A 19147-nucleotide genomic window follows, 5' to 3' on the forward strand; every position below is an offset into this window, starting at 1 on the left:
CAGCAAAGTGCGCAAGCGCTCGGCCTGCGTGCCCGCAAGCAAGGGACGGACACGTTTGGGCCGATGCGACTTCTCCGTCAGGCAAGACAACCCCTCGGCGGCAAAGGCCCGCAGGGTGTTGCGTACGGTTTGCGTGGCGCAGCCGAACAGGGCAGCAATTTCCGTGGCGGTCTTGCCGTCGGCGCTGGCCAGCAGGATCTGGCAGCGCCGCAGCGTGAAGGCTTCCCGGGCACGCAGGCCAACCTGCAGGGCCTGCCGTTCCTCAGTAGTCAAAGGGCGAACGAATAGAGGTGCTTTCATGGGCCATAGCATCGCCCGACACCGCATTTTCAACAACTACATCTATGAAACTGCACTAGGCGCCGACCGGCTGCTCGTCTCGACGGATGAGGAGGCCATGGCCAAGGCGCAGTCCGGCTTCGACCTCATCATCGATACGGTTCCGGTCAAGCACGACCTCAACCCCTATCTGCCGCTGCTGGACGTCGACGGCACCCTGGTGCTGCTCGGACAGGTCGGTCCGCTCGCCGAGCCGAACACCGTCCCGATGATCCTCGGTCGTCGCCGGATCGCCGGCTCGCTGATCGGCGGCATCCGCGAGACCCAGGAGATGCTCGACTTCTGCGCACGGAAGAACATCCTGCCGGAGTGCGAGATGATCCGCATGGACCAGATCAACGAGGCTTTCGAGCGGCTGGAGCATGCCGATGTCCGCTATCGCTTCGTGATCGACATGGCTTCGCTGGACTCGGCCGCAGGAGCCAAGGCCTGAGCGGTCGGCCCTGACGACGACAGACGACAAGGAGAACGGCGATGGCTCCCAATGAGCGAGCGCGCAAGAACCACGACGAGCTTTTTCCTGGCCATGTCTCCACCCTGGCGGTGACCGACCCCGAGCTCATCGAGACGTTCGACAACTTTGCCTTCGACGAGGTGCTCCGTCACGGCAGTCTGGACGCCCGGACCCGGCTGATGGTCCAACTCGCCTCGATGATTGCCTCCCAAGCCCTGAGCGAGTACCGCATCATGCTCGGCGCGGCGCTCACCGTTGGGGTCACGCCGGTGGAGGCCAAGGAGATCGTCTACCAGGCGGTGCCGTACGTGGGCATGGCCAAGGTCTTCGACTTCATCCACGCCACGAACAACGTACTCACCGAGCGCGGGGTCGAGTTGCCCTTGCCGGGCCAGTCCACGACCACGCCCGACAACCGCGCGCAGAAGGGGCTCGAGGTCGAGAAGCAGATCGTCGGCAGCGATGCCGTCGAGAGCCTCTACGCCTCCGCGCCCGCCGACCTGGTGCACATCCAGCGCTACCTGTCGGCCCACTGCTTCGGCGACCACTACACGCGCACCGGCATCGACGTACCTACACGCGAGCTGCTCACCTTCGGCATGCTCGTCTCGCTCGGTGGATGCGAAGCGCAGGTCAAGGGCCATGTCGCGGCGAACCTCAACGTCGGCAACGACCGCGCACGACTGATCGATGTGTTGACCCAGCTACTGCCATTCATCGGCTATCCCCGCACGCTCAATGCGTTGCGGGTCGTCGACGAGGTCACCGCCTCATGAACACGACGGGCTGCGACACCGCACAGACAGGAGATGTCATGGCTATTCTCCGCAGAACTGCCTGGTCGCCGGGGCGACCGGCAGCAGCGGGCGTCCCGGCGCCGATGAGGTGGTCCTTCGTGCGTGCCCTGGTGTACTCGGCATAGCGCGCTTCGGGATGGCTACGGTGTCACTGCAACAATTACAGGAGAATTCACCATGTCGAAACGCACCTGGTTCATCACGGGGGTCAGCAGCGGCTTCGGCCGCCAGCTCACCGGTCAGCTCCTCGAGCGCGGCGACTGCGTCGTCGGAACCGTCCGCGACACCGGCAAGGTCACCGATCTGATCGAGCGTTATCCCGAAGCGTTCCACGCCGAAGTGCTCGAGGTGACCGACACAGCGGCGATCCGCGAGGTGGTCGAACGCTCGTTCGCCCGGCTCGGACGCATCGACGTGATCATCGGCAACGCCGGCTACGGCCTGTTCGGCGCGGCGGAGGAGCTCACCGACGAGCAGATCGAGCACATTGTCGCGACCAACCTGGTCGGCTCGATCCAGCTCATCCGTGCCGCTCTGCCGCGTCTTCGCGCCCAGGGCGGCGGACGCATCGTCCAGATATCGTCCTACGGCGGCCAGGTCGCTTTCCCGGGAAACTCGATGTACCACGCGACGAAGTGGGGCATCGAAGGCTTCGTGGAGTCGGTCGCGCAGGAGGTCGCATCCTTCGGGATCGGCATGACGATCGTCGAGCCCGGCGGCGCGCGCACCGAGTTCCGTTACGGGAGCGCGCGGGTGGCGACACTCCTGCCTGTCTATGACGACACCCCGGCACACGGCTTCCTGCGGATGCTCGATCCCCAAAACGCTTCGGCCCCCGGTGACCCAGCCCGCATGGCCGCGCGGATCATCGAGAGCGTCGACGTGGAGCCCGCGCCGCTGCGCTTGGTGCTCGGCTCCCAGGCGCTGGAGAGCACCCTCTCGACCCTGCGCAAGCGGATCGCCGGCTTCGAAGCGCAGGCCGAACTCGCCGCCTCCACGGACTTCCCGCCCGGGGAGTGACCGGCACTGTCGTCGCAAGCGCAATACGGGGCTACGCGCGATAGCGCAGCGCCTCGATCAGCACCGCCATGGCCCCCGAAGACTGCCGGCGGCTCGGGTAGTAGAGATGGTAGCCCGGGAAGGTCGGGCACCAGTCCTCCAGCACCGATACGAGCCGGCCTGTGGCGATGTGCTCCCGCGCCATGTCCTCCGGCAGGTAGGCGATGCCGAAGCCGGCCAGTGCCGCGCGGAGTATCTGCGAGCCATTGTTGAACACCAGTTGGCCTTCGACGCGCGCTTTGACTTCGTGTCCATCCTTGATGAACTCCCAGGCCATCAGGCCTCCGTAGGTCGGCAGGCGCAGGTTGATGCAGTCGTGGCTGGCCAGCGCCTGCAGCGTCCGCGGCGGCGCTTTCCTGGCGAAGTAGGCCGGAGCCCCCACCACCGCGATGCGCATGTCCGGCGCAATGCGCACGGCGATCATGTCCTTGGCGACCTGATCGCCGAGGCGCACGCCGGCGTCATAGCGCTGCGCGACGATATCGCTCAGCCCGTAGTCGATGGTGATTTCCACCTTGATGTCGGGATAGTCCGGCAGCAGCCTCTCCAACCTGGGCCAAAGGACAGTATCGACGGCATGCTCGGCGGAGGTGATGCGGAGGGTACCTGCGGGTTTTTCGCGCAGTTCGCTCAAGGCCGCAAGCTCGGCGTCTATCTCCTCGAACCGGGGGGCCAGCGTCAGGAGCAGGCGCTCGCCCGCCTCGGTCGGCGAGACGCTACGCGTGGTGCGGGTGAGGAGCCGAAGAGCCAGCCTGGCCTCGAGCGAACGAATGGTGTGGCTCAACGCCGATTGCGATACCCCGAGCTGCGCCGCTGCCCGGGTAAAGCTTCCCTCACGGGCAACCATCACGAAGGCCAGGAGATCGTTGTAGTTTTCGCGGGGCACTTATCGATCCGCCTCATGAGCTTGAGCGGATTATGCCACCCAAGCGGTAGGTCGTACGCAAATGGCAATGTGGCAAAACGATTCCCGGTCGAGCGTCCTGTGCCTCGATCTGCTCGCGAATGCACGCTTCGCCATAGCCTCTTGCCGGCCACGATCACCTCGGCCAATTTCAGACCGGCGTCTGCGCTGGATCGACGGCTGCCAAGGGTGAAACACCGTTAGCCCAGGCCACAGGGGAACAGCTCGGAAGCCTGGCTGGCTTCGGAGAGTTCCGCGCTGGCAGCCAGCAGGCGCGGCGCCAGCTGATGCATGCGCGCTTCGCCAAGGCGGGCGCTGGGGCCGGCGAGGCTGAGCACGCCGATGGGGCGGTGATTGCGCGGGTCGCGGACCGCCGCGGCCATGGCGGCGGTGCCGACCGCCGAGCTTTCCACCACCCAGGCATAGCCGTGCGCACGTGCCAGATGCAGGCGTTCGAGCAGTTCGGCTCTGGAGCGCGGCGCATTGGGACCCAGCTCGGCCGGATCGACCGCCGCCTGCTGCGCGACCCGGGCCAGGGCCTCCTCGTCGCCCATGCTGGCCAGCCAGGCGTGCCCGGAGGCGGTGGAAGACAGCGGCGCGTCGCGGCCCATGTCCGGATCGTAGCGTAGCCCGCCGCGGGCACCCTGGGACTTGGCGATCCAGGTCAGCCGCTCGCCGTCGATCACCCCCAGGCGCACCAGCTCGCCGGTTTCCTCGGCCAGGCGGTCGAGAATCGGCTGGACCACGTCCGCACCGCTGTTGGCCAGGTAGCGAAAACCCAGCGCCACCAGCTTGGTGGACAGCTGGTAGCGGCTGGTCTGCGGGTCCTGCCGCACGTAGCCCAGGCGGATCAGCTCGGCGAGCATCCGGTGGGTGGCGCTCTTGGGGATGAGCAGCCGGTCGGCCAGGCTCTGCAGGGGGGTTCCGCCGGGATCGGCGGTCAGGCTTTCCAGAAGACTCAGCGCGCGTTCGATTTGACTGCCAGCCATGTTCAGCATCCAGGCGGAAAATGCCGCAATTCTAAAAGAGCCGGCCAGCGTGGACCACACCCTTCTCCGCGTCCCGGCCCCCGGCGGCACGGGAATCGTCGCCAAAAATGTCCTAACCGGTTAGTTTTCGTTCGATTATCGAGCGCCGCCGATTGATTGCCATCAGGCTTGCCACCAGTATCTGCGCCAGACGCAGCCAGCCCCAGCGGCGCCGCGCCCCTGCCACAAACACACGTCGGTGACCGGCCCGGCCCGCATCCGATGGGTCAGCTTCCACGCCAGCGCCTGCGTCCTCCTGCAGCTGTCGATCCGCCAGCTGTGCAGCGGCCGGCCGCCGACGGCCCTGCCGGCCAGCAGCCTGTGGGCAAGCCCGATCTACCTGCCGCCCACCCTCGCCTTCGGCGTCTGCCAGCCCGGCCAGACGCTCGTGCCGGGCTGGCCGAAAAGCGCAACACCCTGACCAATCGCCCCCAAAACAACGACAAGCGGAGTGCCCCATGTTCAAGAAACTGTTCGTCGGACTGCCCCTCGCCGCCAGTGCCGCCGGCTTCACCCTCGCCGCCCATGCCGCCTACCCCGAGCGCAGCATCCAGGCGGTGATCCCCTGGGGCGTCGGCGGCGCCACCGACAATGTGATGCGCAGCCTCTCGCCCTTCGTGGAGAAGGAACTGGGCGGCAAACTGACCCTCAGCAGCCGCCCGGGCGGTACCGCGGTGATCGGCACCAGCTACGTCCTCGGCCAGCAGCCCAACGGCTACACCCTGCTGCTCGGCGCGGAAAACCCCCAGCTGTACCCGGTGCTCGGCCTGGCCAAGTTCGACTACAGCGCCCTCTATCCGATCAACCTGATCGGCCAGAACGTGGCGGTCATCGCCACCTATCCCGACAGCCCGTGGAACAGCATGGCGGACCTGCTGGCCGCGGCCAAGGCCAATCCCGGCAGCCTGCGCATGGGCGGCGCCGGCGTCGGTGCCCTGCCAAATACCGTGCACGCGATGATCAATGCCGTGGAAGAACTCAAGGTGAGCGAACAGACCTTCAGCGGCGATGGCTCCGGCATCGCCGCGCTGATGGGCAAGCAAATCGACTTCATGCCCCTCAGCCTGGCCTCGTGCAAGGAGCTGATCCGCGCCGGCAAGCTCAAGGCCCTGGCCGTGGTGAGCACCGAGAAGGTGGCGGAGCTGCCGGGCGTCGAACCGATCAGCAAGGCCCTGCCGGGTATCGCCGAATACCTGCCGTGGGGTTCGTTCTGGGGCGTCTGGGTGCACAAGGACACCCCCGAGGACATCAAGCAGAAGCTGAGCGGCGCCTACGCCAGGGCCGTGGCTGCCCCGGAGTTCCAGGCCTTCCTGAAGAACTACGGCGCCAAACCGCTGAACCTCAGTGGCGACGAGGCCTCCCGGTATCTCCAGCGCTGGCAATCGGTCACCGCCTGGTCGATGTACAAGGCCAAGGCGGTGCAGATCTCGCCGGACACCCTGGGCATTGCCAAGCCGTAGGCCCCCGACAGCCCCCTGGAACGACACCCGCTTGGCGAACGTGGCGCGAACCCTTAATATTGGAATTGTGTTCCAAAAAATAAAAAGGCGCAAAAGCCGCGCCTCACCTTTCCGAACGGGAGAAAATCGATGCCTGCGAGTCCTCTGGCCCACACGGTCGAATGCGATGTTCTGGTTGTCGGCTCGGGGGCCGCGGGCCTGTCGGCCGCGGTGACTGCCGCCTGGCACGGGCAGAAGGTGGTGGTGGTGGAAAAAGACCCGGTGTTCGGCGGCGCCACCGCCTGGTCCGGCGGCTGGATGTGGGTGCCGTGCAACCCGCTGGCGCGCCGTGCCGGCATCGTCGAGGACCCCGAGCTGCCGCGCACCTACCTCAAGCACGAGCTGGGCGAAAAGTACGACGCCGCACGCATCGACGCCTTCCTTGAGGCCGGCCCGCGCATGGTCGAGTTCTTCGAGCGGCACACCGCCCTGCAGTTTTCCGACGGCAACCTGATCGCCGACATCCACGGCGACACCCCCGGCGCAGGCACCGGCGGGCGCTCGGTGATCGCCGCGCCCTACGACGGCCGCGAGGTCGGCGCGCTGATCCACCGCCTGAGCAAGACCATGCGCGAGACCTCGTTCATGGGCATGCCGATCATGGCCGGCAAGGACCTGGCCTCGTTCATGAACATGACCCGCTCGGCGCGCTCGTTCGTCTACGCCGGGCGACGCTTCGGCCGCCACCTGATCGACCTCGCCCGCCACGGCCGCGCCATGCAACTGGTCAACGGCGTGGCACTGGTGGCACGGCTGGCCAAATCGGCCGAGGACCTCGGCGTGCAACTGATCGAATCGGCACCGGCCAGGCGCCTGCTGCTGGAAAACGGCGCCGTGCGCGGCGCGGTGGTGGAGACCGCCAAGGGCGAGGTCAGCATCCGCGCCAGCAAGGCGGTGGTGCTCGCCGCCGGCGGCTTCCCCAACGACATCGAGCGGCGCAAGCAGCTGTTCCCGCGCACGCCGACCGGCCGCGAACACCTGGCCCTACCGCCGCTGGGCGCCTCGGGCGACGGCCTGCGCCTGGGCGAATCGGCCGGCGGCCAGGTCGCCACCGACCTGGTCTCGCCGGTAGCCTGGGCGCCGGTGTCGCTGGTGCGCCACAAAGACGGCAGCACCGGCCACTTCCCGCATATCATCGAGCGCGGCAAGCCCGGCATCATCGGCGTGCTGGCCAACGGCAAGCGCTTCGTCAACGAGGCTCACGGCTACTACGACTACACCTCGGCGATGGTCGCCGCGGTGCCGCTGGGACAGGAAGTCGCCTCCTGGCTGATCTGCGACCACCGTTTCCAGCGCCGCTACGGCCTGGGCATCTCGCGCCCGACGCCGGTACCGGTCGGCCCGTGGGTCCGCAACGGCTACCTGAAGACCGGCAAGACCCTCGAGGAGCTGGCCCGGGCCTGCGGCATCGACCCGGCGGGCCTGGCCGAGACCGTCGCCGAGTACAACCGCCATGCCCGCAACGGCGAGGACCCGGCCTTCGGCCGCGGCTCGACGCCCTACAACCGCAAGCAGGGCGACGCCACGCACCAGCCCAACCCCTGCGTCGCGCCCATCGAGAACGGCCCGTTCTACGCGGTGAAGGTGCAGCCGGGCTGCTTCGGCACCTTCGCCGGCCTGAAGACCAACGCCCACGCCCAAGTGCTGGACGGCGCCGGCCAGCCGATCGACGGCCTCTACGCCGCCGGCACCGACATGGCCAGCATCATGGGCGGCAACTACCCGGCCGGCGGCATCAACCTCGGCCCGGCGGTGACCTTCGGCTACATCGCCGGCCGGCATATCGCCGGGGCCACCGCCTACGAGTGAAACTCGACCCGACCAGGCCGTGGCGGAGCGCTCCGCCACGGTCCTTTCCTTTCGCCAGGCTCCCGGCGAAGTTCAGCGCTTCTTCTTCGGCTTGCCGGCAGGCTTCTTCTTTTTCCCCTGGGGCAACGGCAGGGCCTGCGCGAAGGCCTGGCGCATGTCGTCCAGGCGTTTTTCGTGCAGGTCGTGGATGCGCTTGCTGCGCTCGCTGCTGAAATCGATCAGCTTGTCGTCGGAATTCATGGCTGCGGATGCACCTGGCGGAAGGTCAGATTCAGGCGCGGCGCGCAGGGCCTGCGCGTCTTCGCCACTTGGTGCTGCCAATCATGCTGCGTTGCGCCGGCCATGACCAGCAGGGAACCGTGCTCGAGGAACAGCGAATGGGCGATGCGGCTCTGCCCGACTCGGCGCAGGTCGAAGCGCCGCGTGCCGCCCAGGCTGAGCGAGGCGATCAGCGGATTGCGTCCCAGCTCGGCCTCGTCGTCGCTGTGCCAGCCCATGGAGTCCCGACCGTCGCGGTAATGGTTGAGCAGCACGCCATTCAGCGGCTGGCCGACGAACGCCTCGACGGCCGCACGGATCTCCGCCAGCAGCGGCGTCCAGGGCAGCGGCCGGTGGCTCAGCCCGGAATAGCGATAACGGGCACCGGCATCGCCGTACCAGGCGACCTGCCGCGGCACCGGGTAAAGGCGCCCGTACAACCGCACCTGCGGCTGCTCCCAGGGGGTTTCAGCCAGCAGCGCGGCCAGCCAGCGGTCCGCCGTGGCGCCGTCCACCCAGCCGGGCAAATGGCGCAGCAGATCGAGGGGATCGGCGTCGAACAGCGTCATGGCGCAGGGATCGGTAGAAACGGGAGGCCATCCTACACCGGCCGGCACGGGCAAGCCGACCATTGAAAGCTACGCTTTCCTATCAATGCGCCGGCAGTCGACGTCGATCTACCCAGGGCATTCCGTTACCATAGCCGGCCTTTTTACAGCGGAGACAGGCATGGTGCAGCAATATCAACCGGGGCAGCGCTGGATCAGCGACAGCGAAGCGGAACTCGGACTCGGAACCATTCTCACCGCGGATGGCCGCTTGCTCACGGTGCTCTATCCTGCCACCGGCGAAACCCGCCAGTACTCCCTGCGCAATGCTCCCCTGACCCGCGTTCGCTTCGCTCCGGGCGACGAGATCACCCACTTCGACGGCTGGAAGATGGTCGTCCGCGAGGTCGAGGACCAGGACGGCCTGCTCATCTACCATGGCCTCGACGGCCACAGCCAGGGCCGTACCCTGCCGGAAACCCAGCTCTCCAACTTCATCCAGTTCCGCCTGGCCAGCGACCGTCTGTTCGCCGGCCAGATCGACCCGCTGTCCTGGTTCGGCCTGCGCTACCACACCCTGGAGCACCGCAGCCGTCTGCTGCAATCCTCGCTCTGGGGCCTGTCCGGCGCCCGCACCCAGCCGATCGCCCACCAGCTGCACATCGCCCGCGAGGTCGCCGACCGCGTCAATCCCCGCGTGCTGCTGGCCGACGAGGTGGGCCTGGGCAAGACCATCGAGGCCGGCCTGACGATCCACCGCCAGCTGCTCTCCGGCCGCGCCAGCCGGGTGCTGATCCTGGTCCCGGAGAACCTCCAGCACCAGTGGCTGGTGGAGATGCGCCGGCGCTTCAACCTGGAAGTGGCGCTGTACGACGCCGAACGCTTCGCCGCCAGCGACGCCGGCAACCCCTTCGAGGACACCCAGCTGGCGCTGGTTGCCCTGGAATGGCTGACCCATGCCGAGCACGCCCAAGATGCGCTGTTCGCCGCCGGCTGGGACCTCTTGGTGGTCGACGAGGCGCACCACCTGGTCTGGCACCCCGAGCAGCCGAGCCCCGAATACGCGCTGGTCGAGCAGCTCGCCGAGGTGATCCCCGGCGTGCTGCTGCTCACCGCCACTCCCGAACAGCTCGGCCAGGAGAGCCACTTCGCGCGCCTGCGCCTGCTCGACCCCGACCGCTTCCACGACCTCGAGGCCTTCCGCGCCGAGAGCGCCAACTACCGCCCGGTGGCCGAGGCGGTGCAGGAGCTGCTCGACCAGGGCCGCCTCTCCGAGCGGGCCCACGAGGTCATCCACGGCTTTCTCGGCGCCGAGGGCGAGGCGCTGCTCGCCGCGGTCAGCGACGGCGACATCCAGGCCAGCGCGCGCCTGACCCGCGAGTTGCTCGACCGCCACGGTACCGGCCGGGTGCTGTTCCGCAACACCCGCGCCGCCGTGCAGGGCTTCCCCGAGCGCCAGCTGCACCCCTATCCGCTACCGAGCCCGGACGAATACCTGGAGCTGCCGGTCGGCGAGCATGCCGATCTGTATCCGGAGGTCAGCTTCCAGGCCCAGCAGGAGGACGCCAGCGAGGAGAACCGCTGGTGGCGCCTCGACCCCCGCGTCGAGTGGCTGATCGACACCCTGAAGATGCTCAAGAAGGTCAAGGTGCTGGTGATCTGCGCCCACGCCGAGACCGCGCAGGATCTGGAGGACGCCCTGCGGGTGCGCTCCGGCATCCCGGCCACGGTGTTCCACGAGGGCATGAGCATCCTCGAGCGCGACCGCGCGGCGGCCTACTTCGCCGACGAGGAGTTCGGCGCCCAGGTGCTGATCTGCTCGGAAATCGGCAGCGAGGGACGCAACTTCCAGTTCGCCCACCATCTGGTGATGTTCGACCTGCCGGCCCACCCGGACCTGCTCGAACAGCGCATCGGCCGCCTCGACCGCATCGGCCAGAAGCACAGCATCCAGTTGCACGTGCCCTACCTGGAGAACAGCGCCCAGGAGCGGCTGTTCCAGTGGTACCACCAGGCGCTGAACGCCTTCCTCGCCACCTGCCCCACCGGCAACGCCCTGCACCACCAGTTCGGCCCGCGCCTGCTGCCGCTTCTGGAAGGCGGCGACGACGGCGAGTGGCAGGACCTGCTGGATGCGGCTTGCGCCGAACGCGAACGCCTGGAAAGCGAGCTGCATGCCGGCCGCGACCGCCTGCTGGAACTCAACTCCCGCGGCGGCGGCGAGGGCGATGCGCTGGTCGAGGACATCCACGAACAGGACGACCAGTACGCCCTGCCGATCTACATGGAAGAGCTGTTCAACGCCTTCGGCATCGACAGCGAGGACCATTCGGAGAACGCACTGATCCTGCGTCCCAGCGAGAAGATGCTCGACGCCAGCTTCCCGCTGGGCAGCGACGAGGCAGCGACCGTCACCTACGACCGCAACCAGGCCCTGGTCCGCGAGGACATGCAGTTCCTCACCTGGGAACATCCCATGGTGCAGGGCGGCATGGACCTGGTACTGGCCGGCTCGATGGGCAACACCGCGGTTGCGCTGATCAAGAACAAGGCGCTCAAGCCCGGCACCGTGCTGCTCGAACTGCTCTACGTCAGCGAGGTGGTGGCGCCGCGCGCCTTGCAGCTCGCCCGCTTCCTGCCGCCGCTGGCGCTGCGCTGCCTGCTCGACGCCAACGGCAACGACCTGGCACCGAAGGTCGCCTTCGACACCCTCAACGACCAGCTGGAAAGCGTGCCGCGCGGCAGCGCCAACAAGTTCGTGCAGGCCCAGCGCGACATACTGGCCAAGCAGATCAACGCCGCCGAGGCCAAGGTCGCGCCGCGCCACGCCGAGCGCGTCGCCGAAGCCCGCCAGCGCCTCAAGGCCAGCCTCGACGAGGAGCTGGCCCGCCTGAGCGCGCTCCAGGCGGTCAACCCGAGCGTGCGCGACAGCGAACTGGAAGCCTTGCGCCAGCAGCGCGAGGACGGCCTGGCCATGCTCGACAAGGCCGCCCTGCGCCTGGAGGCGATTCGCGTGCTGGTGGCCGGCTGAGGCTGCGCCCACCTGCATGGTCAGGGTGGGAAACGGCCACAGGCCTTTCCCACCCATGCGGTCGGGCCGAAAAACATTGCGCCCGTTTTTCGCGGCCGACTCGGTAACGGTGGAAAAGCGCTATGCGCGTTTTCCACCCCATTCAGCTTGCATAGGGCGGGTGAAACCCGCCAGACATGGTGCAGGATCACGCCCAGAGTCGGCGGGTTTCACCCGCCCTACGTCTTCACGAGAGAGCGCTCATCTCTCCAGCTGCCGCAACAGGACGAGGAAAGCCTCCTCGTCGAGCACCTTCACCCCCAGCTCGCCGGCCTTGGCCAGCTTCGAGCCGGCGCCGGGACCGGCGACCACGCAGGCGGTCTTCGCCGAAACCGAACCGGCCACCTTGGCGCCGAGGCTTTCCAGCTTCTCCTTGCCCTGCTCGCGACTCATCGACTCCAGGGTGCCGGTCAACACCCAGGTTTGCCCGGCCAGCGGCAGACCGACGGCGCTCCGGCGCTCGCTTTCCCAGTGCATGCCGAACTCGCGCAGCTGCGCCTCGATGGCCCGAGCGCGCTCGACGTTGGCGGCGTCGGCGAAGAACGCGCGTAGCGCCTGCCGGGCCTTCTCGCTCAGCCCCTTGGTCATGCTCAGGCTCAGCCAGTCCTGGCTGAGGGCGATCACCGCCTCCAGACTGCCCGCCGCCTCGGCGAGCTTCTTCGCGCCGGTGGCGGCGACTCCCGAAATGCCCAGCTTGTCCAGCAGCTCGTCGAGGCTGGCGCAAGCGGCGAACTCTGCCTGCAGCTCGCCCTCCTCCTGCAGCTCGACGCCGCGCGCCAGCAAGTGCTCGATCACCGTGCGGTTGTGCTCGTCCTCGAAGAAACTGTGGATCTCGTGGGCGACCTCCAGGCCGACGTCCGGCAGCCAGGTGAGCACCTCCGGCAGAGCCTTCTCGATACGCGAAAGCGACCCGAGGGCCCGGGCCAGCCGCTTGGCGGTCTCCTCGCCGACATCGGGAATGCCGAGGGCATAGACGAAGCGCGCCAGGCTCGGCTTGCGGCTGGCAGCGATGGCGGCCAGCAGGTTGTTGCTGGAAACCTCGGCGAAGCCGTCCAGCACCACCAACTGCTCGAAAGTCAGGGTGTAGAGGTCGGCCGGCGACTTCACCAGGCCGGTGTCCACCAGCTGCTCGACGATCCGCTCGCCGAGGCCGTCGATGTCCATGGCGCGCCGCGAGACGAAGTGGACGATCGCCTGCTTGAGCTGGGCCTGGCAGGCCAGGCGGCCGACGCAGCGGTAGATCGCCCCCTCGCTGAGCGTAGCCTTGCCCTTGCCGCGCCGGACCAGCTGGGTGCGCTCCACCGCCGAGCCGCACACCGGGCACTGCGGCGGCACCTCGATGGGGCGGGCATCGGCCGGGCGGCGCTCGGGCACCACCTGCACGATCTGCGGGATCACGTCGCCGGCGCGGCGGACGATCACCGTATCGCCGACCATCACCCCGAGGCGCGCCACCTCGTCCAGGTTGTGCAGGGTCGCGTTGGACACCGTGACGCCGGCCACCTGCACCGGCCTCAGGCGCGCCACCGGGGTGATGGCGCCGGTGCGGCCGACCTGGAACTCGACGCCGAGCAACTCGGTGAGTTCCTCCTGGGCCGGGAACTTGTAGGCGATGGCCCAGCGCGGCTCGCGGGCGCGAAAGCCCAGCTCCTGCTGGCGGGCGACCGAGTCGACCTTGAACACCACCCCGTCGATCTCGTAGGGCAGCGCGTCGCGCCGTGCGCCGATCTCCTCGTAATAGGCCCGGCACGCCTCGATGCCGCGGACTGCCTTCAGCTCGCGGCTGATCGGCAGGCCCCAGCCCTTCAACGCCCGGAGGATGCCGATGTGGCTGCCGGGCAGCGCACTGGCGCTGCGCCCGATGCCATAGGCGCAGAAGTCCAGCGGCCGGCTGGCGGCGATCTTCGGGTCGAGCTGGCGCAGACTGCCGGCAGCGGCGTTGCGCGGGTTGGCGAAGGTCTTGCCACCGTTCTCGACGGCACGGGCGTTGAGCGCCTCGAAGCCGGCGCGGGGCATGTAGATCTCGCCGCGCACCTCGAGCAGCGTCGGCCAGCCCTCGCCGTGCAGGCGCAGCGGGATATTGCGCACGGTCCGCACGTTGGCGGTGATGTCCTCGCCGGTGCTGCCGTCGCCGCGGGTGGCGCCGCACACCAGTTGGCCATTCTCGTAAAGCAGGCTGACGGCCAGGCCGTCCAGCTTGGGTTCGCAACTGTAGTCGACGATCCCGCCGTCCAGGCCGAGCCCCTCGCGCACGCGGCGGTCGAAATCGAGCAGATCCTCCTCCGCGAAGGCATTGCCCAGGCTGAGCATGGGCAGCTCGTGGCGCACCTGGCCGAAGGCTGCCAGGGCCTCGCCGCCGACGCGCTGGGTCGGCGACTCCGGAGTAACCAGCTCGGGATGCTCGGCCTCCAGGGCCTTGAGCTCGTAGAACAGACGGTCGTATTCGGCATCCGGCACGCTCGGCGTGTCGAGCACGTAGTAGCGGTAGTTGTGTTCGTCGATCTCGCTGCGCAGCCGGGCGATGCGTTCGGCGGCGGTCTGGGCGTCGGTCATGGCGGTGGTTTCCGGAAAACGAAACGAGCAGCCGTGGCTGCTCGAGGAAGGTGCGTCGGGGAAAGCACCGGGGCGGCGGCTTCAGGGCCGCCGGCCCCCGGGCTCAGCGCTTGTGGGTCAGCTGCCGGCGTTCGAATTCGACGATTCGCTGCCGGTAATGCTCGATGGTCTGCGCGGTCATCACACTGCGCTGGTCGTCCCTCAGCTCGCCGTTCAGCTCCTGGGCCAGCTTGCGGGCAGCGGCCACCATGAGGTCGAAGGCCTGCTTCGGATGGCGCGGGCCGGGCAGACCGAGGAAGAAGCTGACCGCCCGGGTGGTGAAATGGTCGATGTCGTCCAGGTCGAAGGTGCCGGGCTTGACGCCATTGGCCATGGAGAACAGCACCTCGCCGTTGCCGGCCAGGCTTTCGTGGCGATGGAAGATGTCCATCTCGCCGAAGCGCAGGCCGCTTTCGAGGATGCTCTGCAGCAGCGCCGGCCCCCTGAAGCCCACCTCCTCCCGCGACACCACGCGGATAACCAGCACCTCCTCGAGCGGCTGCTGTTCCCGCGGCTCGCTGCGCTCGACCTGTTCGGCCCTCCTCGGCTCGCTCTTCGGCTCGGCCCTGCGGGGCCTGGGTGCGGGCTCGGCGGCCAGGCGGACCGGCTCGTCGAGATCCAGCTCGAGATCGCCCGGCTCCAACTCCTCGTCGAGGTGCCGCCGGTTCAGCCCACGGGCACTCAGCGAGGGCAGGTTTTCCTCGTCCGGCTCGAAGGAGGGCTCCCGCGAGAAATCGACCGACCGGGGGGACCCCAGCAACTCGCTGTTTTCGCTGACGGCCTCGGGCGCTTCGGCAATGTTGCGCTCGAGCTTGAACTTGAGCTTGCCCTTGCTGCCACGCATGCGCCGCCATCCATCGAACAGGATGCCGCCGATGACGACGATGCCAATGACGATCAGCCACTCACGCAGACCGATTTCCATGAAATCCACAACCCCTGAACTGATTTGACAAAAAGGGCTTCCCATCCCCACACAAAAAAGGGCGTCCTACCCTCGTAAAAACGTGGCCACCGCGTGTTCCCGCAGTACATTCCACGCGTACCGAAAATTGCACATTAAGCTAGCACGCCCCATCCGCGGATTGTACCGCCGGGCGCCGTATTCCGGTGAGCGGGAAGATCCGGCAATACATTCGCCTCAGATGCCCGCCAGTGCCACCGCCTCCTCCACGTCCACCGCTACCAGGCGCGAACAGCCCGGCTCGTGCATGGTCACCCCCATCAGTTGGTCGGCCATCTCCATGGCGATCTTGTTGTGGGTGATATAGATGAACTGCACCTTTTCCGACATCTCCTTGACCAGCCTGGCGTAGCGGCCGACGTTGGCGTCGTCCAGCGGCGCGTCCACCTCGTCGAGCATGCAGAACGGTGCCGGATTGAGCTGGAAGATCGCAAATACCAGGGCCAGCGCGGTCAGCGCCTTCTCGCCGCCGGAAAGCAGATGGATGGTGCTGTTCTTCTTGCCCGGGGGGCGCGCCATGATGGCTACCCCGGTATCGAGTAGATCCTCGCCGGTAAGTTCCAGATAAGCCTGGCCGCCGCCGAAAACTTTCGGGAACAGCGCCTGCAGACCGGCGTTGATCTGCTCGAAGGTATCCTTGAAGCGGTTGCGGGTTTCCCGGTCGATCTTGCGGATCACGCTCTCCAGGGTTTCCAGGGCTTCCACCAGGTCGGCATTTTGCGCATCCAGATACTGCTTGCGCTCGGACTGCTGGCGGTATTCGTCGATGGCCGCCAGGTTGATCGCGCCGAGGCGCTGGATGCGCGCGGCGACGCGCTCCAGTTCCGCCTCCCAGTCCGCTTCGCACGCCTCGTCGGGGAGCGCGCCGAGCACCTCGTGGAGGGTATGGCCATCCTCCTGCAACAGGTCCTGCAGGGCCTTGCGCCGCACGCTGAGGGCCTGCCAGTCCAGACGCTGCTGTTCCAGCTGGCTGCGCAGCAGCTGGGCCTGCTGCTCGGCCTGGCTGCGGCGCTTCTCCACCTCGCGCAGCCCGCGCTCGGCGTCTTCCAGGGCCAGGCCGGCCTCGCGCAGCTCCTCCTCGACAGCCAGGCGCTGCTCGAGCAACTCCTCGAGCCTCATGCGCAGCTCCTCCAGCGGCGCCGCGCCCTCCTCCAGGTCCAGGCCGAGCTGTTCGCGGCGCTCCAGGGTCCGCTCGAACTGCCGCTCCAGTCGCTCCAGGGACTGCCGGGTGGAATCGCGCCTGGCCTGCAGCGAGCCGAGCCGCACGGCCAGTTGGTGGGCCTGGTCTTTGTATGAGCCGGCCTCCCGGCGCAGGCGCTCGAGGCCCCCACGCAGGGCGTCACGTCCGGCCAGCAGTTGCTCGCGGCGCTGGTTGTCCGCGGCCATGGTCTCCACAGCGTCCTGCAGTTGCAGGCGGCACTCGCCCAGCCGTTCGATCTCCAGGGCGCGCTGCTCGACCAGTTCGACAAGCTCCTCGTCGAAGCGGCGCCGGCGCAGCAACAACTGTTCGGCCCGCGCCTGGAGGGCCGCCAGCCGGGCCTTCAGCTCGCCCTGCTGGCGGGCCTCCGCCTGCAAACGCCGGCGTTGCCCCTCGCGGGTTTCCTCCTGCTGGCGTCGCGCCTCGTCCAGGGCGAACAGGCGCTCTTCCAGCTCGGCCAGGCGCGCCTCGAGCGTCTCGCGCTCGGCCTGCAGGCGCTCCAGCTCCTGGCCGCGGGCGAGCAGACCGGACTCGGCATCGCTGGCCCGATGCACCCGCAGGAAATGGCGGCCGACCCAGTAGCCGTCGCGGCCGATCAGGCTCTCGCCCTCCATCAGGGAGGGGCGCCGCTGCAGAGCCTCGGCGAGGCTTTCCACCACCAGCACCCGGCCCAGCCAGGGCGCCAGATCGGCACCGCCCTCGACCTTGTCGAGCAGGCTGCCGGCCAGGCGCGTAGCGTCCGGCGCCGGGCCGAGCAGGCGCAACTCGCCCTGGGCGAAGCCCGCCAGGTCGAGGCCGGCGAAGTCCTCCAGCAGCGGCGCCTGCAGATCGGCGCCGAGCACGGTTTCTACCGCCAGCTCCCAGCCCGGCGCTACCCGCAGCCCTTCGGCCAGCCGCGGGCGGTCCTCCAGGCGCTGCCCGCGCAGCCACTCGGCGACCCCCTGGCCGGGGTCCAGTGCTGCCTGCTGCAGAGCCTCCAGGGAAGCAATCCGCCCGTTCAGGCGCTGCAGTTCGCCCTGGACCTGCTGCTGCTCCTGATTCGCCTGCTGCAGTTCGCCGCGCAGCCGCTCCAGCGCTTCGCCCAAGGCCGCCTCGGCGGCGCTCAGGTCCTCCAGGGTCAGCTCGCCGAGGGCCAGTTGCTCGGCCAGCTCGGCGAGCTCGGCCTCCTCCGGATCGGCCGTCAGCCGGGCACGCTCCTCGTCGAGACGACGCTCGCGCTCGAGCAGGCGTTCGAGGCTCTGCTCCAGCTGCTGGATGTGCGCCTGCTGTACCTCGGCGCTGCGCCGCGCCTCCGACGAGTGCTGGTTGAAGCCGTCCCACTGCTCCTGCCAGGCGTGCATGGAGGACTCCGCCTCCGCCAGGCGGGCGGCGCTTTCCTCGGCGCCGGCCGCGGCGATTTCCCGCTCGGGCTCGAGCAGGGCCAGTTCCTCGTCGAGTTCGACCAGCAGGCCGCGGTCCTGGCCGAGGTGGGCCTCGATTTCCTCGCGGCTCTTCTCCGCCTCGCGCAGGTCGTCCTGCAACTGGCGCAAACGCTGCTGGCCGTGCTGGATGCTCTGCTCGACCCGGCCGATGTCGGCGCCCAGCGAATAAAAGCGCCCCTGCACCTGATGGAAGCGTTCGCCAAGTTCGTGGTGCCCGTCGCGCAGGCGCTCGATGCCAGCGTCGGCGTTGCGCTGCTCGGCGAGCAGCGCCTCGAGGGCGATCTCCTGGTCGCCGATGACCTGCTCGCGTTGGCCAACCTGCTCGTTCAGCGCCCGCCAACGCAGGGCGGCGAGCTGAGCCTTGAGACGGCGCTCCTCGGCCTTGCATTCCTGGTACTTCTCGGCGGCCTGGGCCTGGCGCTGCAGACGCTCGAGCTGGCGCTCCAGCTCCTCGCGCAGGTCGGAGAGGCGCGCCAGGTTCTCCTGGGTACGGCGGATGCGGCTCTCGGTCTCGCGGCGGCGCTCCTTGTACTTGGAAATGCCGGCGGCTTCCTCGATGAAGTTGCGCAGATCCTCGGGGCGAGCCTCGATCAGCCGGGAAATCATGCCCTGCTCGATGATCGAGTAGCTGCGGGGCCCCAGGCCGGTGCCGAGGAAGATGTCGGTGATGTCGCGCCGGCGGCACTTGGTGCCGTTGAGGAAGTAGGTGTTCTGGCCGTCGCGGGTGACCCGGCGGCGGATGGAAATCTCGGCGTAGCTGGCGTACTCGCCGAGCAGGGTGTTGTCGGAGTTGTCGAAGATCAGCTCGATGGAGGCCTGGGTCACCGGCTTGCGCGTGTTGGAGCCGTTGAAGATGACGTCGGTCATCGACTCGCCGCGAAGATTCTTCGCCGAACTCTCGCCCATCACCCAGCGAACGGCGTCGATGATATTGGACTTTCCGCAACCGTTGGGGCCCACCACCGCCGCCATGTTGCTCGGGAAGCTCACCGTGGTGGGATCGACGAAGGATTTGAAACCGGCCAGCTTGATGCACTTAAGACGCATGGCGGGTCTCGGGCAGGCCGCGGCCGGCAGGGAGCATGAAGAGGGAGCGGTCGGGAGCCGGCGGGATCATGGCTGGAGTTGGGATTCGTCGGGTGCGTGCAGGGCGCGAAGTCTAGCACAGGGACCCGCCCGGACAGCGCCGGCGGATGCGACGAAGATC

14 protein-coding genes and 1 pseudogene are annotated in these 19147 nt (G+C 68.1%); 7 read left to right on the top strand and 8 right to left on the bottom strand.

Annotated elements, in window-relative coordinates; all coding sequences use genetic code 11:
- Positions 1–300, bottom strand: a 300-nt coding sequence (locus tag BMY22_RS13700; protein WP_143068493.1) for a helix-turn-helix domain-containing protein, incomplete at its 3' end; no start/stop codon positions are given.
- 52 nt (positions 301–352) lie between these two features.
- On the opposite strand from BMY22_RS13700, the pseudogene BMY22_RS13705 reads away from it, so the two are divergent.
- The 3 genes and pseudogenes from BMY22_RS13705 to BMY22_RS13715 all read left to right on the top strand — a co-directional run.
- Positions 353–772, top strand: a pseudogene (locus tag BMY22_RS13705) (zinc-binding dehydrogenase); the annotation flags it as partial.
- A 41-nt stretch (positions 773–813) separates the two neighbouring features.
- The gene (locus BMY22_RS13710; RefSeq protein WP_090622929.1) at positions 814–1569 is read left to right on the top strand and encodes a carboxymuconolactone decarboxylase family protein; all 756 of its coding nucleotides are present in this window, start codon (positions 814–816) and stop codon (positions 1567–1569) included.
- Positions 1570–1767: 198 nt separating this feature from the next.
- Positions 1768–2610: an SDR family oxidoreductase gene (locus BMY22_RS13715; RefSeq protein WP_090622931.1), complete on the top strand. Its 843-nt coding sequence runs from the start codon at positions 1768–1770 to the stop codon at positions 2608–2610.
- A 31-nt stretch (positions 2611–2641) separates the two neighbouring features.
- Here BMY22_RS13715 and BMY22_RS13720 read toward each other — a convergent pair whose 3' ends face one another.
- Together BMY22_RS13720 and BMY22_RS13725 are read right to left on the bottom strand one after the other, a co-directional pair.
- Positions 2642–3535: a LysR family transcriptional regulator gene (locus BMY22_RS13720; protein WP_090622933.1), complete on the bottom strand. Its 894-nt coding sequence runs from the start codon at positions 3533–3535 to the stop codon at positions 2642–2644.
- 218 nt (positions 3536–3753) lie between these two features.
- Positions 3754–4542, bottom strand: coding sequence for an IclR family transcriptional regulator (locus BMY22_RS13725; protein WP_090622934.1), 789 nt, complete (start codon positions 4540–4542; stop codon positions 3754–3756).
- Positions 4543–4780: 238 nt separating this feature from the next.
- On the opposite strand from BMY22_RS13725, the gene BMY22_RS13730 reads away from it, so the two are divergent.
- From BMY22_RS13730 to BMY22_RS13740, 3 genes are all read left to right on the top strand, one after another.
- Entirely contained in the window at positions 4781–5002 is a 222-nt protein-coding gene (locus BMY22_RS13730) for a hypothetical protein (RefSeq protein ID WP_090622936.1), read from the top strand.
- Positions 5003–5039: 37 nt separating this feature from the next.
- A complete protein-coding gene (locus tag BMY22_RS13735; protein ID WP_090622938.1) occupies positions 5040–6041 on the top strand; it encodes a tripartite tricarboxylate transporter substrate binding protein in 1002 nt (333 codons plus the stop codon).
- 129 nt (positions 6042–6170) lie between these two features.
- On the top strand, positions 6171–7889 hold the full coding sequence (locus tag BMY22_RS13740; protein WP_090622940.1) for an FAD-dependent oxidoreductase: 1719 nt from the start codon (positions 6171–6173) through the stop codon (positions 7887–7889).
- Between the two features lie 72 nt (positions 7890–7961).
- On the opposite strand, the gene BMY22_RS24395 is transcribed toward BMY22_RS13740, so the two are convergent.
- Positions 7962–8129 (bottom strand): hypothetical protein, encoded by a 168-nt coding sequence (locus BMY22_RS24395; RefSeq protein ID WP_090622941.1) that lies wholly within the window; start codon positions 8127–8129, stop codon positions 7962–7964.
- A complete protein-coding gene (locus BMY22_RS13750; protein ID WP_090622944.1) occupies positions 8126–8716 on the bottom strand; it encodes an alpha-ketoglutarate-dependent dioxygenase AlkB family protein in 591 nt (196 codons plus the stop codon). The genes BMY22_RS24395 and BMY22_RS13750 overlap by 4 nt, the downstream gene beginning before the upstream one ends.
- A gap of 160 nt (positions 8717–8876) precedes the next feature.
- Between BMY22_RS13750 and rapA the strand changes: the two genes are divergently transcribed.
- Positions 8877–11726, top strand: a complete 2850-nt coding sequence (gene rapA, locus BMY22_RS13755; protein WP_090622947.1) for an RNA polymerase-associated protein RapA — start codon at positions 8877–8879, stop codon at positions 11724–11726.
- 240 nt (positions 11727–11966) lie between these two features.
- Here the strand turns inward: rapA and ligA are convergent, their stop codons facing one another.
- The 3 genes from ligA to smc form a co-directional block, all read right to left on the bottom strand.
- A complete protein-coding gene (gene ligA / locus BMY22_RS13760) occupies positions 11967–14318 on the bottom strand; it encodes an NAD-dependent DNA ligase LigA (RefSeq protein ID WP_090622948.1) in 2352 nt (783 codons plus the stop codon).
- 103 nt (positions 14319–14421) lie between these two features.
- A complete protein-coding gene (gene zipA / locus BMY22_RS13765) occupies positions 14422–15282 on the bottom strand; it encodes a cell division protein ZipA (protein WP_090622951.1) in 861 nt (286 codons plus the stop codon).
- Between the two features lie 216 nt (positions 15283–15498).
- Positions 15499–18987, bottom strand: coding sequence for a chromosome segregation protein SMC (gene smc, locus BMY22_RS13775; protein WP_090622953.1), 3489 nt, complete (start codon positions 18985–18987; stop codon positions 15499–15501).
- Between the last annotated feature and the right edge of the window lie 160 nt (positions 18988–19147).

It is taken from the genome of Azotobacter beijerinckii (genome assembly GCF_900110885.1).
In the GTDB taxonomy this organism is placed as follows: Bacteria; Pseudomonadota; Gammaproteobacteria; order Pseudomonadales; family Pseudomonadaceae; genus Azotobacter; species Azotobacter beijerinckii.